Source organism: Streptomyces shenzhenensis (assembly GCF_021462265.1).
In the GTDB taxonomy this organism is placed as follows: domain Bacteria; phylum Actinomycetota; class Actinomycetes; order Streptomycetales; family Streptomycetaceae; genus Streptomyces; species Streptomyces shenzhenensis.
Window position 1 is genome coordinate 19,362 of the sequence record NZ_JAJONF010000014.1, and the last position, 16,486, is coordinate 35,847.

Sequence of the window (16,486 nt, forward strand, 5' to 3'; positions counted from 1 at the left end):
GGGCGTGACGGTGACCGCACCGGTCATCACGCCGACGGGGAGGGCGAGCCGGCGGCGGGGGAGGCGGCCGGGCGTGTTCTCCGCCCGCCGGATCGCCGGCCCGCCGCCCGCTCGCCGCCGCGGCTCCCGGCCGGCGTCGGCGGCCCTCGCTCTCCCGGCGCACACAGTGAATTCTCAGTAACTCCCTTGTCACTCAAGCATTGACGCGCACCACGCGCCCCCCTAGTTTCTGATCGGTTTTCCGAACCACGTCCGAAATCCCGGACATTCCCCCTCGTCTGGAGCGCGCATGACCGGTACCCCCCTGTCCCGCCGTCACTTCCTCGGTGCGGCCATGACCGTCCCCCTCGCCGCCTCCGGTGCCCTCGCCCTCGGCGCCGGACCCGCGCACGCGGCCGCCAACTCGGCCTACGTGATGTGCTACTTCACCGAGTCCCCCGACATGCTCGCCGCCAACTACGGCCTGCACCTGGCCGTCAGCACCGACGGCCTCCAGTGGACCCCGCTCAACCAGAACAACCCCGTCGCCACCCCCACCGCGGGCTCCCTCGGCCTGCGCGACCCCTTCATCCTGCGCAAGCAGGACGGCACCTTCGTGGTGCTCGCCACCGACCTGTACGGCACCGACTGGAGCTACGTCAGCCAGTACGTCCACGTCTGGGACTCCACCGACCTGCGCACCTTCACCGGCTACCGGCGGATGAAGCTGCACGACATGGACACCCACGCCTGGGCGCCCGAGGCCTTCTGGGACGCCGGACGCGGCACGTACGGCGTCATCTACTCCGCCGTCAACAGCAGCGGCCACAACGTCATCATGATCAACTACACCGGCGACTTCGTCACCGCCGGCGAGCCCCAGGTCTTCTTCGACCCCGGCTACGACGTCATCGACGGTGACCTCGCGGTCGGCGTCAACGGCGTCAACTACCTGTACTTCAAGAAGAACTCGACGCTCGTCGGCGCCCGCTCCGCCGCACTGGACCCAGGCAGTTTCAAGGAGTTCAGCACGGCCGTCTCACACAACGGCACCGAGGCCCCGGAACTGGTCAAGTCCCTCACCTCCAGCTCCACCTGGTACCTCTGGGGCGACACCTGGGACCCCAACGGCGTCTTCTACGCCTGGCAGACCAGCGACCTGTCCGCCGGCACCTGGACCGCCCTCGACCAGAAGACCTACACCCAGCCGCTCAACTCCAAGCACTGCGGCATCCAGCCCATCACCTCGACCGAGTACGACAACCTCGTCGCCCAGTGGGGCACCCCCGCCTGGAACCGGCTGAAGTCCTACAACTACCCGGCCAGATACGTCCGGCACAGCGACTACATCGGCCGGATCGACCCGTACGCCTTCGACCCGTACACCGACGGCATGTGGAAGCTGGTCCCCGGCCTCGCCGACAGCGGGGGCGTGTCCTTCCAGTCGGTGAACTACCCGACCCGCTACCTGCGCCACTACGACTACCAGCTGCGACTCGACGAGAACGACAGCACCACCACGTTCGCCCAGGACGCCACGTTCTACCGGACGGCCGGTCTCGCCGACTCCTCGTGGTCCTCGTTCCGCTCGTACAACTACCCGACGCGCTACATCCGCCACTCCGACTACGTCCTGCGCATCGACCCCGTCTCGACGAGCACGGACCAGGCTGACGCCACCTTCCACGTCGGCTACTGACACCCCGGCGGGCCCCTCGTGCGGCGACACGCCGACGGCGGGCCCACGACCGTCCGAATGGCGGCGCGCCCGCGTACCGGATTGACCCAGCCGGGCGGTGTTGGGCGTGTCGGCGCCACGGATGGGCGGTCTGGATGGTGCGCGTCGCGGCGCTGGCTGACGGTGGTTCATGTCGGGGCCGGGTCGTTACAGCTGATGGAGTATCGGCGCCCGGCCGCGGCGGAAGGACATCGAGATGCGTTCTGCCCGCATGATCCTCGCGACGACGGCGGCCACCGCGGTCCTCGCGTTCTCGGCCCCCGTGGCCCAGGCCGCGGTCGCGGCGGACGGAGGCCGTGACGACTCTTCCTACAACAGCAACACAAACAGCAACAGCAACAGCAAGTTCGACCCGGAGACCTACAAGGGCCAGGACGACCAGGGAGGCAAGGGAGACCAGGGAGGCAAGCAGGACCAGGGAGGCAAGGGGAAGGACGAGGGCGGCTCGTCCTGGGGCGACGACGAGGAGAGCGACCGGCCGCACGGCGGCATGCACACCGGTGGCGGCGGCCTCGCCACGCCCGGCGTCACCGCCGGCGGGCTGGCCGTCCTCGGCGTGGCGGCCACCGGTGCCTACGCGCTGCGGCGCAGGAGAGTCACCGGGCCCGTGTCCTGATGGGCCTGTGCATACGGAGGCCGCAGTGCCGTCGGCGCTCCACACGCCGCCGGTACCGCGGCCCCTGTGTACCGCCCTCCCGCCGCCGTGCTCCAGAAAGGTGACCTCCGATGGCAGCTGGTCCCACCCCGAACCCCGACGGACCGGACGGCCGAAACGGCCCCGGCAGCCCCCGGCGCGGCGGAACGCTGCCCGTGTGGGGCATTGCCGTCCTGCTCCTGGCCGTGGCGCTGATCGCCGGACGCCCGGGCGGCTCCGACGCCACCGGCACCAGCCCTCCCGTGGGTACGGACGCCGCCCCCTCGGCCGACCCGCGCCGGTCCGGCGCGGCGCTGCCGCGGTCCGCGCCGACCCGCCTGCTCATCCCGAAGATCGCCGTCGACGCCCCCTTCACCGTCCTCACCATGGGCTCCACCGGCGAGCTCGACCCCCCGCCGGCCGACAACACCAACCTCGTCGGCTGGTACTCCGGGGGCGCGGCGCCCGGCGAGGAGGGCACCGCGATCATCGCCGGCCACGTCGACACCACGACGGCGGCGGCGGTCTTCGCCAGGCTGGACCGACTGGAGCGCGGCGACCGCTTCACGGTGAGCCGGGCCGACGGCACGGACGCGGCCTTCGTGGTCGACGACACCGACACCTTCGCCAAGGACGACTTCCCCAGCGACCGCGTCTACGCGGACACCCGCCGCCCCGAGGTACGCCTGATCACCTGCGCCGGCGACTACGACCACGACGCCAAGGACTACACCGAGAACCTGGTGGTCTTCGCCCACCTGGTCTGACAGCGCACCGGTGCCGCCGGGTCAGCCACCCGTGGACTCCCGCACCACCAGCCGGAACGGACCGGCGAACTCCTCCCGCTCCCGCTCCGGCCCGCCCCCGTCGATACGGGCCGCCAGCAGGCCGACCGCGCGGTCGGCCATCAGGTCGTGGTCCGGGTCGACGGTGGACAGGGAGGGGACGAGGTACGCGCTCTCGTCGACGTTGTCGAAGCCGATCACCTTGACCTGGTCCGGCACCCGGACCCCGGCGTCGGCGAGCGCGCGCAGCACACCCATGGCCACGGTGTCCGTCACACAGAACACCCCGTCGAAGCCGGGGCCGTCCGCCATCCGCTGCCGGACGGCGCGGGCGGCCTCCCGCATGGTGAGGGACTCGGCGGTCACCACCAGCTCCGGGTCCGCAGGCAGCCCCGCTGCCGCGAGCGCCCGCAGATACCCGGCGTGCCGCAGGCTGGACACGTCGGCCTCACCGCCCAGCCGCCCGCACACGATGGCGATCCGCCGGCAGTGCCGCTCGACGAGATGGCGAGTCGCGGCCTGGGAGGCGGCCTCGTTCGGCATGGCGACATGGTCGACGGGCCCGCCGAAGATCCGCTCGCCGAGGATCACCACCGGATGGTCGACGTCGAGCGCGCCGACATCGGCCGGCCCCATGCCGACCGTGCTGAGGATGAGGCCGTCGTAGAGCCGGTTGCGGGACAGGGACAGGGCCGCCAGCTCGTTCTCACGGCGGGCGCCGGTCTGCTCGATGCTCACCCGCAGGCCGTGCCGGGCGGCCGCTGCGATGATCGAGGCGGCCAGCCGGCCGTAGTAGGGGCGGTTGATCTCGGGGACGGCCAGGCCGATGGTCCCGGTCCGGCCCTTGCGCAGGTTGCGGGCGGCCACGTTGACCCGGTAGCCGAGCCGGTCCATCGCCTCCAGGACGCGGTCCCGGGTGGCCGGGCGGACGTTGGGGTGTCCGTTGATCACGTTGGAGACGGTCATCGCCGACACCCCGGCGGCCTTCGCCACGTCCTGGATCGTCGCCATACTCACTCCCGCCGGCTGTCGGCAAGACGATAGAGGGCGGCGCCGTGGGCGGGCAGCACGGGGGCCAGCCGCCGGCCGTCGTGGGCGGTGTCGGCGTGGGTCCACAGCTCCCGGACCCGGTCGCGGGAGGTGGCTCCGACGGACCCCAGCGGCACCTCGAAGCGCCGCTCCTCGTCGGCCAGTGAGAACACCGCCGCGTACCGGGTGTGCCCGTCGGTGTCCCGGGCGGTCCACAGCACCAGGTCCCGCTCCCGCAGCACCTCCCGGTTGCCGGTGCCGTGCCACAGGACGTCGAGGGCCTCGTCGTTGGTGAGCAGCGCGATGGTCTCCGGCGCGGAGGTGGGCAGGTCGCCGCCCATCATCAGCGGGGAGCGGGAGATCAGCCAGAGGGTGAGGAGGCTGACCTGCTCGGGGCGGGTGAGGGCGCACTGGCGGTCCGCGCCGCGCTCGGCGCGGATCCCGATGCGACCGAGCGGCAGCATGTCGGCGTCCGCCCAGCCCTGCTCGCCCTGCCACGGTGCCCAGCGGGCCATCCGCGCGAACTGCGCCTCGACGTCCTCCCAGCGGTCCCACAGGTCGTCGCAGACCCGCCACATGGCCGCGTGCTCCCGCAGATGGTCCAGGCGGGCGAGGGACATGTCGGTGCCGGGGGACAGGCTCAGCTCGATGGCCTGCCCGCTGCGTCCGACGGCCCGCGCGTAGGCGGCGATGTCCCGCTCGTGGTACGGGAAGAGCATGTCGTCGGCCTTGACGAAGTCCACGCCCCAGGCGGCGAACTGGGCGACCTGGGCGTCGTAGTAGGCCTGGGCGCCGGGATGGTCGTGGTCCAGGCCGTAGTTGTCGGAGTTCCAGGGGCACACGGAGCCGGTGTCGGCCACGTCGGCGGCCGTGAACCGTGTCCCGAGCACGGGCAGCCGGGCCTCGACCGCGCGCCGCGGGATGCCCCGCATGATGTGCAGCCCGAACCGCAGGCCCATGGCGTGCACCCGGGCGGCCAGCGGCCCGAACCCCGCCCCGCCCGCGGCGGAGGGGAACCTGTTGGGTGCGGGGAGCTGCCGGCCGTGGCCGTCGATGACGAGCGGGGCATCGGGGTTGTAGCCGTGGGCGCGGGCGGTCGGCTCGTACCACTGGATGTCGACGACGACGGTGTCCCAGCCGTGCGGGAGCAGGTGCTCGCGCATGAACTCCGCGTTGGCGAGGACCTCCTCCTCGGTGACGGTCGTGCCGTAGCAGTCCCAGCTGTTCCAGCCCATCGGCGGACGCAGGTGGCGGGCGGGCAGCGGACGCGCGGGTCGGGTCATGTGCGCACTCCTGCGGGTCAGCGCGGGCCCAGGGGGGCCTGGACCGTGACGAACGAGTGGGGCGGGAGGGTGAGCCGCAGTCCGCCGCCGGTCACGGACACGCCGTCGAACGCCCGGGGGGAGACGGCCGTCGGCGCCTCTGGGGTGTTGTGGTCCTGGAGCCTGTCGGCCGTGAGGATGCGGGCGGCCGGCTCACCGAGGGTGCCGCCCCGCAGGTCGAGGGCGACCTCGGCCGGTTCCTCGGCGTCCAGGTTGCTCAGCGAGATCAGGACGGTGCCGTCCTTGACACTGGCCGAGGCGGAGACCGTCTCCAGCTCCGCGTCCCCGACCCGGCGCCGGAGGTCGTCGCCGCGCAGGTGCACGGTGAGTGAGGCGGCGTCCTGGTGGCCCTTGTTCATCTCGAAGACGTGGTAGGTCGGGGTCAGGACCAGGGCGTCGCCGTCGGTGAGGAGCATGGCCTGGAGGACGTTGACGGTCTGGGCGATGTTGGCCATGTGCAGGCGGGCGGCGTGCTTGTGGAAGATGTCGAAGTGGGTGCTCGCGACGAGGGCGTCGCGCAGGGTGTTCTGCTGGAAGAGGAAGCCGGGGTCGGTGCCGGGTTCCACGTCCCACCAGGTGCCCCACTCGTCCAGGACCAGGCCGACGGTGCGCCCCGGGTCGTAGACGTCCATGACGGTGGAGTGGCCGGTGAGTATGCGGTCGATGCGGCGGGCCGACAGCATCGTGCGGTAGTGGTCGTCGGTGGTGAAGCCGGTGGCGCTGCCCTTGGCCTCCCAGGGGCCGGAGAGCGTGTAGTAGTGGACGGAGAGGCCCTGGAAGAAGGTCTTCGGGGCGGCCTCGCAGCCGAAGCAGCTGATCTGCTGCATCAGGGTCTCGGTCCACTTGTAGTCGGCGTCGGAGGCGCCCGAGGCGATCCGGTAGAGCTTGTTGTCGCCGTGGTCGCGGCAGTAGGTGGCGTACTGACGGGCCAGGTCGGCGGAGTACTCGGCGCGCATGTTGCCGCCGCAGCCCCAGGTCTCGTTGCCGATGCCCCAGTACGTCACCCGCCAGGGCTGCTCGCGGCCGTTGGCCTTGCGCAGCCGCACCATCGGGCTGTCGCCGTCCCGGGTGAGGTACTCCACCCACTCGCTCATCTCACGGACGGTGCCCGAGCCGACGTTGCCGCTGATGTAGGGCTCGGCGCCCAGGAGTTCGCACAGGGCCATGAACTCGTGGGTGCCGAAGTGGTTGTTCTCCTCGACGTTGCCCCAGTGCGTGTTGACCATCCGGGGGCGCTGGTCGCGCGGGCCGATGCCGTCCCGCCAGTGGTACTCGTCGGCGAAGCAGCCGCCCGGCCAGCGCAGGTTGGGGATGTTCAGCGCGCGCAGGGCCGCCACCACGTCGAGGCGGATGCCGCCCTCGTTCGGGACCGGGGAGTCCTCACCGACCCAGAAACCGCCGTAGACGCAGCGGCCGAGGTGCTCGGCGAAGTGGCCGTAGAGATGACGGCTGATCATCGGGCCCTCGATGTCGAGGTTGATGATCGCGGTGGCGGTGGGCACGCGGGAGCTCCTGTCCGGAAGTGGTGTTCGAAATAGCGAACATCGTTCGCAAGTTCGGTCACGGCGGGGCATGTGGCTGCCGTTTGTATCGATAAAAAGCTGCCATCGGGCCGTGCTCGCGTCAAGAGCGCGGACAGCCCGGTCCCCTGCGGGCACAGGGGACCGGGCTGCCTGGAGGCCGGGGGGTGTCAGACCGCCGTGGCCGGGTACGTCGGGTACTCGACGCCGGAGACGTACTGGACGACCCGGACCACCTGGCAGGAGTAGCCGAACTCGTTGTCGTACCAGAGGTAGAGGATTGCGTTGTCGCCCTCCACCTTCAGCGCGCCGGCGTCGACGATCGACGCGTGGCGCGAGCCGATGAAGTCGCTGGAGACCGCGTCCGGGGCGGTGATGAAGTCGATCTGCCGCCGCAGCGGCGAGGTCAGCGACACCTCGCGGAGGTAGTCGAGGACCTCCTCGCGGGAGGCCTCGCGGGCCAGCTGGAGGTTGAGGATCGCGATCGACACGTCCGGCACCGGAACCCGGATCGAACTGCCGGTGATCCGGGCCTTCAGGTCCGGCAGCGCCTTCGCCACGGCGGAGGCGGCGCCCGTCTCGGTGATGACCATGTTGAGCGGCGCGGACCGGCCCCGGCGCTCGGACTTGTGGTAGTTGTCCAGCAGGTTCTGGTCGTTGGTGAACGAGTGCACGGTCTCCACGTGCCCGCGCAGCACCCCGTACTCGTCGGCCATCGCCTTCAGCGGCGGCACGATCGCGTTGGTGGTGCAGGATGCGCAGGACAGGATCTGCTCGTCCGGCTTGACGGTGTCGTGGTTGACGCCGTGCACGATGTTCGGGACGTCACCCTTGCCCGGCGCGGTCAGGACGACCTTCTCGATACCGGGGCGCAGGTGCTTCGACAGGCCCTCGCGGTCCCGCCACTTGCCCGTGTTGTCGATGAGGATGGCGTTGCGGATGCCGTACTCCGTGTAGTCCACGGCGCTCGGGTCGTCGGCGTAGATCACCTTGATCTCGTTGCCGTTGGCGAGGATCGTGCTGGTCTCCTCGTCCACGGTGATCGTGCCCTGGAACTGGCCGTGGATGGAGTCGCGGCGCAGCAGCGAGGCGCGCTTGACGATGTCCTCGCCGCCCGCGCCCCGCACCACGATGGCCCGCAGCCGCAGACCGTTGCCCGAGCCGGCCTTCTCGATGAGCAGCCGGGCGACCAGGCGGCCGATGCGGCCGAAGCCGTACAGGACGACGTCCCGCGGCTCCCGGCGGTCGATCTTGTTGGCGCCGGTGGCCCCGGCGACCGCCTCCGCGGTGAACGCCGTCACGCTCAGGCCCCGGTCGTCGGCCTTGTAGGTCGCGGCGAGCATGCCGATGTCGATCTGGGAGGGACCGAGGTCGAGCGTGGTGAGCGCCTGCAGGAACGGCATCGTCTCGGTGACCGACAGCTCGGCACCGTCGATCTGGCGGGCGAAGCGGTGCGTCTTGAGGATGCTGACCACCGACTTGTTCACCAGGGAGCGGCTGTGGAGGAGGACCGTCACGTCCCGCTCCCGGTGCAGCTTCCCGATGAGCGGGATCATCGACTCAGCGATCTCCTCACGGTTCTTCCAGTTGATGAACGAGTCGTCGTTGGCAGTCACAGACCTGAATCTCTCGATCGAGCTGAGTGGCGCTCATATGGTAAACCGGCAGGTGAATGATCGATCAAGGGGGTCAGGGTGTGATGCGGGTCGCGAAGTTCTGAACCGGGGGAGAGGACTGTGAGAACCCTCCGTGTCGTGGCGCGCCGCCGCGGGTCACTGCCGAAGGGCGGAGCGTGAGCACCTGCACCGCGCCCTCCGGGGGCGCCGGCCGCGGTGGGCCGGCTGCCTGGCAGCGCCGGCCGGGCTGTCCCGCCGGGCGGCTTCGCGATCGCGGCAGTCGCCCCGGCCGCGGGCACGCACGAGGCGATACGCCGCGGCCGCGGCCCGCCCGCCCTGTGGCCGGGTGCCCGCTCGGCCGGTCCGGCCGCGTCCTGCGGGCGGGGCGGCCCACCGGCAATCCGGTGCACGGCCACTTCGAGGCGCGGCGCGCCGGGAACTCCCGCAATGCCGTGCGGCTCGACGGCGATCCTGTGACCCGCTCCCAAGTCGGCGTAGCGGCCGAGCAGTCGAGCGAGCCCTGCTCTGGGCGTCCGGGCGGCCGACGCCCTCGGCATCGCTTCGGCTTCGGCGCGGGCCCGGCGCGGCGACGCCCGGTCCGGCCGGTGGCCGGGGCTCACACGAGCGCCACCACCAGCGCGACCGCGACGGTGAGCGCGGAGAGCCCGACCATCGCGGTCCGCCACGCGAAGCACGGCGGCGGACCCGGCGGAGCCGGACCGGGGTCGTGTTCACCCAGGTGGGGGCTGTCCAGCCAGTAGGCGTCGGACAGCTGGGCGAAGGAAGAGGTGTCGCTGAGGCCCATGCCTGTTCCAACGCCCCTGACGCGCACGGGAGTCGGTGTGACGGGCCTCGTCACACCATCGGGGCAACCCGGTTCGCTGGGGGCGGGGGACGGCGCGCGCCAGGACCCGGCCGGCCCACGCCCTTCTGCGACCAGGTGCCCCCGGTCAGGACGGCGCCTGCGAGGCGCGTGCCCTGGTTGTGGACGTTGGCGTCCTCGGTCCACACCGCGGCGACCGTCCCGTCGGTCCGTGCCGTCAGTCGTGCCCCGACGGCGTACCCGGTGTCGAGGGCGACCGGTGCGCTCCAGATGCCGGTGCCCGGTGCGCGTGTGGCGGCGTACAGGACATTCATGCTTCCCGAGATCCAGGCGGCGACCGCGGTGCCGTCGGCCCTGACGGCGACGTCCTGCACCTTGCCGTGGTCGCTGCTCAGCGTGGTGGGCGCGGTCCACGGCGGGACCGTGTCCAGGTCGGCGGCCGAGGCCGTCGGCAGCCCTGTGCCCCCGAGGGCCGGCGAGACGGCGGCCAGTGCGGTGGCCGTGGCGCGCAGGCGTCCCGACGGCATGGCTGATCTGCCCATGTGTGTGTTTCCTCCCGTGGGAGGCCTTGCTTCCCGGTGCGCAGCCTGGGCGGCAAGTGAGCGAAAAGCGACGGCAGTTGATCGCATGGTGGGCATGCGTGAGCGGGTGACGCCAGGGGCGCGTGGCCGTCGGCGATTCACTGCCGGAATTACGAGACATAAGAGTAAATTCCTGACCACTGCTTGGAGAGGTGTCACCGGCGGACGGGGCAAGGGATGAGCACGGACGGCGGCGCCGAGGGCACCGGCCACCGGTCCTTCGTCGACCTGCTGTGGGGGTCCGACCGGCCGCCGCGCGCCGTCGACGCGGGCGACGCCCCGCTGCCCCGGTGCGAGCCGCCGTCCCCGCCCGGCCGCCGGGCCGGTGACGACGCGCTGCTCCACCCCTGAGAGCCCCGCCGGGCACCGCCTCCCACACCCGCCGCCTCCCCGATCCCCGCCGCACCGCTCGGAAGGACACCCCCCGTCGATGATCGATCCCACGACTCTCCCGACGACGACCCGGGCCGGGATCCGCAGGTTTCGCGCGGGTGACGGACCGCAGGTCGTGGCGGCGTGGCGGCGAAGCGTGCCGGCCGACCCCATCACCCCCGACCGCTTCCGCACCCTGGTGCTGCTCGACCCGAACTTCGACCCGGAGGGACTGCGGGTCGCCGTGGACGGCGACCGGGTCGTCGGCGCCGCCTACGCGGTGCGCCGGCTGACCCCGATGGCCGGCACCGACCTGGAACCGGAGCAGGGCTGGATCCCGTTCTTCTTCGTCCACCCGGACGCCCGCGGGCGCGGCCTGGGCCGCCGGCTGCTGACCGAGGCCCTCGACTGGCTGCACGGCCACGGCCGTACCCGGGTGGACTTCTCCTCCTACACACCGAACTACGTCTTCCCCGGCCTGGACGCCGAGGCCTACCCGCAGGCCGCGGGCCTTCTCGACGCCCTCGGTTTCCGCACCCTGTACGAGGCCGCGGCGATGGACCGCGTCCTGGTCGGCTACCGCCTCCCGGACGACATCGCCCTCCGGGTGGACCGGCTCACCGGACGGGGCTACCGGTTCGGCACCCCGGCCGACGACGATCTGGTGGACCTGTTCGCGCTCGCCGGGGGCCACTTCGGGCCCGACTGGGCCTGCACGATCCGGGCGTGTCTGACCGCGGGCACACCGCTCGACCGGATCGTCGTGGCCCGCGACCCTGGGGGCCGCATGGTCGGCTGGGCGATGCACGGCGCGTTCGACTCGGTGGACGAGCGGTTCGGCCCGATCGGCGTCCTGGAGGAGATGCGCGGCACCGGCCTCGGCGAAGTCCTGCTGCACCTCGTCCTGGAGCGGATGCGGGCGCTGCGGGCGCACTCCGCGTGGTTCCTGTGGACCGGCGCGCAGTCCCCGGCGGGCCACCTCTACCGCAAGAGCGGCTTCACCACGACCAGGGTGTTCCGGGTGCTGCGCCGGGAGGCCGCCCGGTGACACCGTCACTGAGCCGGCGTCACTTCGCGCTCGGGCTCTCCTCGGCGCTGCTCACCGCCGGCTGCGCCGCCCCGCACCGAGGCACCGGACGGCCCGGCGACCCGATCGTGCTCACCCTGCTCTCCCACTACGCGAGCGGCGAGCTCAAGAAGGCTCTCCAGGGGCCGGTGGACGAGTGGAACGCCCTGCACGACCGGGTCAAGGTACGGACGAAGGCCGTCGAGTTCACCGACCTGCTGACCACCTTCATGGTCCGGCAGGCCGCGGGCCAGGGCACGGACATCCTGCACCCGTACTGCCTGTGGAACGGCCAGTTGGTGCGGGCCGGAGTGCTGCGGCCGGCGCCGCCCGAGCACGCCGAGGAGATCAGCCGCGGTTACGGCGCCGCCGCCGTCGGCGCCGCCTCGGTCGCGGGCAGGGTCTACGGCTACCCCACCGAGATGCAGACGTACGCCCTCTACTACAACAGGCGGCTGCTGCGCGACGCAGGCGTCGACGGCCCGCCGCGCACGTGGCCGGAGCTGGAGGAGGCCGCGTACCGCACCGCCCGCCGGGACCGGTACGGCAACACTCTGGTCCAGGGGTTCGGCCTGTCGGCCTTCGACGACTCCACGACCGTCGGCCAGACCCTCGCCCTGCTCAACGCCGCCGGCGGGCGGTTCGTCTCGGTGGACGGCAGGCGCACCGCCATCGACTCGCCGGCCGGCCGCGCCGTGTTCGACCTCGAACGCCGCCTCGTCGACAAGGGCGCCAGCGCCCCCGGCGTCAACGTCTACCAGGCCTTCGCCTCCGGGCAGGTGGCCATGGTGATCAGCGCCGGCTGGTGGACCGCGAACCTGAAGGCGCTGATGGGCACGGCCTACCGGGACGTCGGCGTCGCTCCGGTGCCCCTCCCCGAGGCGGACGGCAGGCGCGCCACGCTCTCCACCGGCTTCCTGCTCGGCGTCAACACCGCCAGCGAACACCCGCGCGAGGCCTGGGAGTTCCTGCGCTGGCTCAACGCCGAGAAGGTGCGCGGCACGAGCCGGATGAGCGCCCTGCAGACGTCGGTCGGCTCCCTCACCGGCCGCGCCGACGACATGCGCACGCTCCTCGGCGCGGGCGGCGACCCCAACCTGCGCCCGTTCCTGGACGCGCTGGCGTACGCCGTACCCGAACCGAACGTGCCGGGCGCACAGCAGGCCAAGTCGCTGCTGCGCAAGAACATCGAGGCCCTGTGGACCGGACAGCAGACGGTCGACGAAGCCCTGCGGTCCACCCGCCGCCAGGTCGATCAGGAGATGTCACGGTCATGGTGAACGCCACCCTTGCGCCGGAGCCGGCCGAACGAGCGGCGCGCGACGGCTGCGCCGCTCCCCAAGTCCGCGTCCGCGCCCGCCGCCGGCGCCGCCAGGCACTCGTCGCCTACCTCTTCCTGGCGCCCACGCTGCTGTTCTACGCCGTCTTCCTCGCCCTGCCGCTCGGCTTCGCGGTACTGCTGTCGACGTCCCGCTGGGCCGGGTTCGACCTCGGCGACATCGACCCCGTCGGCCTGGACAACTTCGCCGGCCTGTTCGCCGCCGGCTCGGGGTTCCTGACGCCGGTCCTCACCAACACGCTGCTCTTCGCCCTGGGCACCGTGGCGCTCGCGCTCGCCGGATCGGTGCTCGTCGCCACCTGCATCGACAAGCTGCGGTTCCAGGGCCTGTGGCGCACCCTGTACTTCCTGCCGATCGTCACGACCGTCGTCGCCGTCGGCAACGTCTGGAAGTACATGTACCAGCCGGGCGGCCTCGTCAACGGCGTCCTCAACGCCGCCGGGCTCGGTTCGGTGGCGTTCCTCCAGGACCCGGACACCGCGCTGCCCGCGGTGGTGGTCGTCCAGGCCTGGGCCTCCGTCGGCTCGGCGATCCTCGTCCTGACCGCCGGGCTGAAGTCCATCCCCGGGTCGTACTACGAGGCCGCCGCGCTCGACGGCGCCGGGTCCGCGACCGTCTTCTGGCGGATCACGCTGCCGCTGCTGCGGCCGTCCCTGCTGTTCGTGTGCGTCACCCAGTTCCTCACCGGTCTGCAGTCCTTCGCCCTGATCATCGTGATGACCAAGGGCGGACCCGGCGACGCGACGGACGTGGCCGCCCTCGAGATGTACCGGCAGGCCTTCTCCTACGGCGACTGGGGCACCGCGAGCGCGGCCGCCTTCGTGCTGTTCGCGGTGGTCCTCGCGGTCACGCTGGCGCAGTTGTGGCTCTTCAGACGCAAGGGGGAGGACGCGTGATCCGCCGCCGTTTCCCGTGGCTGTCGTATCTGCTGGTCGGCACCGGCGCGGTGCTCACCGTGGTGCCGTTCGCCGACATGCTGATGACGTCCTTCAAGGGGCCGGACGAGGCCGGCACGCTGCCCTACCGGTTCCTGCCCAGGGCCTTCGACCTGTCCAACTACCGGGCGGCGATCCACCAGCTCGATCTGCCGGTGCTCTTCCGCAACAGCGTCCTCGCCACGGGCATGATCACCGGTTCGGTGCTGCTCACGTCGTCGCTCGCGGGCTACGCGCTCGCCAAACTCCGGTTCCCCGGCCGGGACCTCGTCTTCCGGCTCGTGCTGTCGACGATGATGTTCCCGCCGTTCCTCTTCTTCATCCCGCACTTCCTGATCCTGGTGCACTGGCCGCTGGCGGGCGGCAACGACCTGCTCGGGCGCGGCGGGGCGGGACTGACCGTGAGCATCCTGGCGCTCGCCGTGCCGTTCCTCGTCAGCAGCTTCGGGATCTTCCTGACCCGCCAGTTCATGGTCTCGATCCCGGACGAGGTCCTGGAGGCCGCGCGCATCGACGGCTGCGGCGAGTTCGCCGTGTGGTGGCGGATCGTCGTCCCGCAGACCAAGCCGGTCCTGGTCACCCTCGGCCTGCTCACCTTCGTCGACGCCTGGAACGAGTACATCTGGGCCCTGCTCGTCTCGACCGCCAACCCGGCCGTGATGACCCTGCCCGTCGGCATCCAGTTCCTGCAGGACTACGTCGACCCGACCCGGACGCTGCCCATCGTCATGGCCGGCCTGGTGCTGAGCGTCCTGCCGGTGCTGGTTCTCTTCCTGCTGCTGCAGAAGCACTACATCAGGGGCGTGCTGCTCAGCGGCCTCAAGTGAGGGACGGCACCCGTCGTCCGGCAGGGTCCGGGCCCCGGTGCGCGCGCCGACGGCGGGCAGGGCCGTGAGGAGGGTGCATACCGGTCCCGCCGGGCGCGCGGCGCCGGGCCGGCGCCGCGCGCGCAGGCGGCTCCCGTCGCCGGACGCGAACCGGCCGGCGACGGGAGCGGGCGGGTCAGTCGCGGGCGGCGGCCGTCACAGGCCGCGCCACACGTTGTCGAAGGCCGCGTTCTCGATCTCGCGGCGCTGCCGTACCGCGGCGAGTTCCGTGACGGCGTCGTTGACCGCGGTCACCACCGTCACGGTCGCGTCCGGGACCGCACCCGTGAGGTCCTTCGCCGCCTCGTCAGGGATTCCGACGGCGGCCGCGAGGGCGGCGAGCACGGGCTCGCCGGACGTCCAGCGTTCGTGTGCCCCGACGCGCTCGGGCGAGTCGGCCGGCTCGGTCCGCCCGGTGGGCAGCGGCAGCCAGCGCCGCCGCTGCCGGGCGACCGTCCCGTCCGCCTCCAGGGCGTCGAGATAGGCCGCGCCCAGGCCGCGCCCCCGCCGCCACAGCCAGTCCTCGACCGACTCGTACGGCGTCTGGCGCCGCAGTGCCGCCACCGCCTCGTCGAGGAGCCGGTCACCCGCCCCGCCCGCCGGGGCGGGCACGATGAGGTCGCCGTCGAGCGTGGCCGCCCCGGCGTCGATGAGATCGACCAGCTCGGCTCCCGCGAGCGCCAGCGAGAGGTCGCCCTGTGCGACGGGCCGGGCGGCGGCGCCGTACACGGTGACGAGGAACAGGTCCCGGGGTGTGGTCATGTCGGACTCCCCAACAGAGACGACGGAGGCGCCAGAGGTATCTGGGGCACCAGAGGCAACAGACCTATCAGAGGTACCAGAGAGAACCGGCGGCGCAGGTGAATACGATGCCCGGGTCGGGCGCCTCGCAGTCTCCCGCTTCCCTGGCCGGACCGCTTCTTCCGTGCCGCCCCGGCGCGGCGGCCGCACCGCCGGTAGCGGCTTTCGCGCGCGATAGGCTGCTACGCGATCAGAAGGGTGACATCGGCCGGAGGTGGGTGAGCATGACAGCGCACGTCGAGCCGCCGTCCGCCGTCGGCGCGGGCGGCCGGGACAGCCGGCTGGGCCCGCTGATCATCACCCTCTTCGCGCTGTACGCGCGCGGTGAGCACAACTGGCTCTCGGTCGCCTCCGTGATACGCCTGATGGCCGACCTCGGTGTGGAGGGACAGGCCGTACGCTCGGCGATCTCCCGGCTGAAGCGGCGCGGGGTGCTGCGCGGCGAGCGCCACGGGCGCGCCGCCGGGTACGCCGTCTGCGACAGCACGCTGGAGGTGCTCGAAGACGGCGACACGCGCATCTTCGAGCGGAACCGGGCCACCGCGGGCGACGGCTGGCTCGTCGTCGTGTTCTCCGTGCCCGAGTCCGAACGCGACAAGCGCCACGCCCTGCGCACCGCCCTGACCCGCCTCGGCTTCGGCACCGCGGCCCCCGGCGTGTGGGTGGCGCCCGGCATCCTGGCCGACGAGACCCGCCGCACGCTGCAGCGCCTCGGACTGACGCCGTACGTGGACATCTTCACCGGTGACCACTTCGCTTACGGCGACCTGTCGGCGAAGGTCCGCGCATGGTGGGACCTCGATGAACTCACCGCGCTCTACGCGGGCTTCCTGGAGCGGTACCGGCCGGTGAGCGAGCGTGCGGCGGCGGGCGCGATACCTGCCCGGGAGGCGTTCGGGATCTACCTGCCGATGCTCACCGAGTGGCGCCGGCTCCCGTACCGCGACCCCGGGCTGCCGCTGTCCCTGCTGCCGCCGGGCTGGATGGGCGAAACCGCGGGCGCGCTCTTCGAGGAGCTCGACAGGACACTCCGCGAGCCCGCCCGCGCCCACGCCCTGGCGGTCATGCACGCCCTTTAG

Annotated in this window: 16 protein-coding genes; 9 read left to right on the forward strand and 7 right to left on the reverse strand. The window is 72.0% G+C overall.

Going from position 1 to position 16,486, the window contains the following annotated elements; genetic code table 11:
- The first annotated feature begins 289 nt into the window (after positions 1–289).
- From LQ326_RS19445 to LQ326_RS19455, 3 genes are all read left to right on the forward strand, one after another.
- Positions 290–1,678, forward strand: a complete 1,389-nt coding sequence (locus LQ326_RS19445) for a glycoside hydrolase family 43 protein (RefSeq protein WP_234538425.1) — start codon at positions 290–292, stop codon at positions 1,676–1,678.
- 235 nt (positions 1,679–1,913) lie between these two features.
- Positions 1,914–2,333 (forward strand): hypothetical protein, encoded by a 420-nt coding sequence (locus LQ326_RS19450; protein WP_234538426.1) that lies wholly within the window; start codon positions 1,914–1,916, stop codon positions 2,331–2,333.
- Positions 2,334–2,443: 110 nt separating this feature from the next.
- Positions 2,444–3,118, forward strand: a complete 675-nt coding sequence (locus LQ326_RS19455) for a class F sortase (RefSeq protein ID WP_234538428.1) — start codon at positions 2,444–2,446, stop codon at positions 3,116–3,118.
- A 21-nt stretch (positions 3,119–3,139) separates the two neighbouring features.
- On the opposite strand, the gene LQ326_RS19460 is transcribed toward LQ326_RS19455, so the two are convergent.
- The 6 genes from LQ326_RS19460 to LQ326_RS19485 all read right to left on the reverse strand — a co-directional run bounded on the left by LQ326_RS19460 (position 3,140) and on the right by LQ326_RS19485 (position 9,988).
- Complete coding sequence (locus LQ326_RS19460) at positions 3,140–4,147, reverse strand: LacI family DNA-binding transcriptional regulator (RefSeq protein WP_234538430.1); 1,008 nt, start codon at positions 4,145–4,147, stop codon at positions 3,140–3,142.
- A 2-nt stretch (positions 4,148–4,149) separates the two neighbouring features.
- Positions 4,150–5,448, reverse strand: a complete 1,299-nt coding sequence (locus LQ326_RS19465; RefSeq protein WP_234538431.1) for an alpha-galactosidase — start codon at positions 5,446–5,448, stop codon at positions 4,150–4,152.
- 17 nt (positions 5,449–5,465) lie between these two features.
- Entirely contained in the window at positions 5,466–6,989 is a 1,524-nt protein-coding gene (locus tag LQ326_RS19470; protein WP_234538433.1) for an alpha-N-arabinofuranosidase, read from the reverse strand.
- Positions 6,990–7,177: 188 nt separating this feature from the next.
- Positions 7,178–8,623 carry a glyceraldehyde-3-phosphate dehydrogenase gene (locus LQ326_RS19475; protein ID WP_234538435.1) on the reverse strand — a complete coding sequence of 482 codons (1,446 nt, stop codon included), beginning with the start codon at positions 8,621–8,623 and terminating at the stop codon, positions 7,178–7,180.
- 616 nt (positions 8,624–9,239) lie between these two features.
- On the reverse strand, positions 9,240–9,428 hold the full coding sequence (locus LQ326_RS19480) for a hypothetical protein (RefSeq protein ID WP_234538437.1): 189 nt from the start codon (positions 9,426–9,428) through the stop codon (positions 9,240–9,242).
- A 50-nt stretch (positions 9,429–9,478) separates the two neighbouring features.
- Entirely contained in the window at positions 9,479–9,988 is a 510-nt protein-coding gene (locus tag LQ326_RS19485; protein ID WP_234538439.1) for a hypothetical protein, read from the reverse strand.
- 216 nt (positions 9,989–10,204) lie between these two features.
- On the opposite strand from LQ326_RS19485, the gene LQ326_RS19490 reads away from it, so the two are divergent.
- From LQ326_RS19490 to LQ326_RS19510, 5 genes are all read left to right on the forward strand, one after another.
- Positions 10,205–10,378, forward strand: coding sequence for a hypothetical protein (locus tag LQ326_RS19490; protein WP_234538441.1), 174 nt, complete (start codon positions 10,205–10,207; stop codon positions 10,376–10,378).
- A gap of 79 nt (positions 10,379–10,457) precedes the next feature.
- Complete coding sequence (locus LQ326_RS19495) at positions 10,458–11,447, forward strand: GNAT family N-acetyltransferase (RefSeq protein ID WP_234538442.1); 990 nt, start codon at positions 10,458–10,460, stop codon at positions 11,445–11,447.
- A complete protein-coding gene (locus tag LQ326_RS19500) occupies positions 11,444–12,745 on the forward strand; it encodes an ABC transporter substrate-binding protein (protein WP_234538444.1) in 1,302 nt (433 codons plus the stop codon). Before LQ326_RS19495 ends, LQ326_RS19500 begins: the two co-directional genes overlap by 4 nt.
- On the forward strand, positions 12,739–13,701 hold the full coding sequence (locus tag LQ326_RS19505; protein ID WP_234538446.1) for a carbohydrate ABC transporter permease: 963 nt from the start codon (positions 12,739–12,741) through the stop codon (positions 13,699–13,701). The genes LQ326_RS19500 and LQ326_RS19505 overlap by 7 nt, the downstream gene beginning before the upstream one ends.
- Positions 13,698–14,567, forward strand: coding sequence for a carbohydrate ABC transporter permease (locus LQ326_RS19510; RefSeq protein ID WP_234538448.1), 870 nt, complete (start codon positions 13,698–13,700; stop codon positions 14,565–14,567). Before LQ326_RS19505 ends, LQ326_RS19510 begins: the two co-directional genes overlap by 4 nt.
- A 195-nt stretch (positions 14,568–14,762) precedes the next feature.
- Here the strand turns inward: LQ326_RS19510 and LQ326_RS19515 are convergent, their stop codons facing one another.
- Entirely contained in the window at positions 14,763–15,368 is a 606-nt protein-coding gene (locus LQ326_RS19515) for a GOLPH3/VPS74 family protein (protein WP_234538449.1), read from the reverse strand.
- 263 nt (positions 15,369–15,631) lie between these two features.
- Between LQ326_RS19515 and LQ326_RS19520 the strand changes: the two genes are divergently transcribed.
- Positions 15,632–16,486: a PaaX family transcriptional regulator gene (locus LQ326_RS19520; RefSeq protein WP_234538450.1), complete on the forward strand. Its 855-nt coding sequence runs from the start codon at positions 15,632–15,634 to the stop codon at positions 16,484–16,486.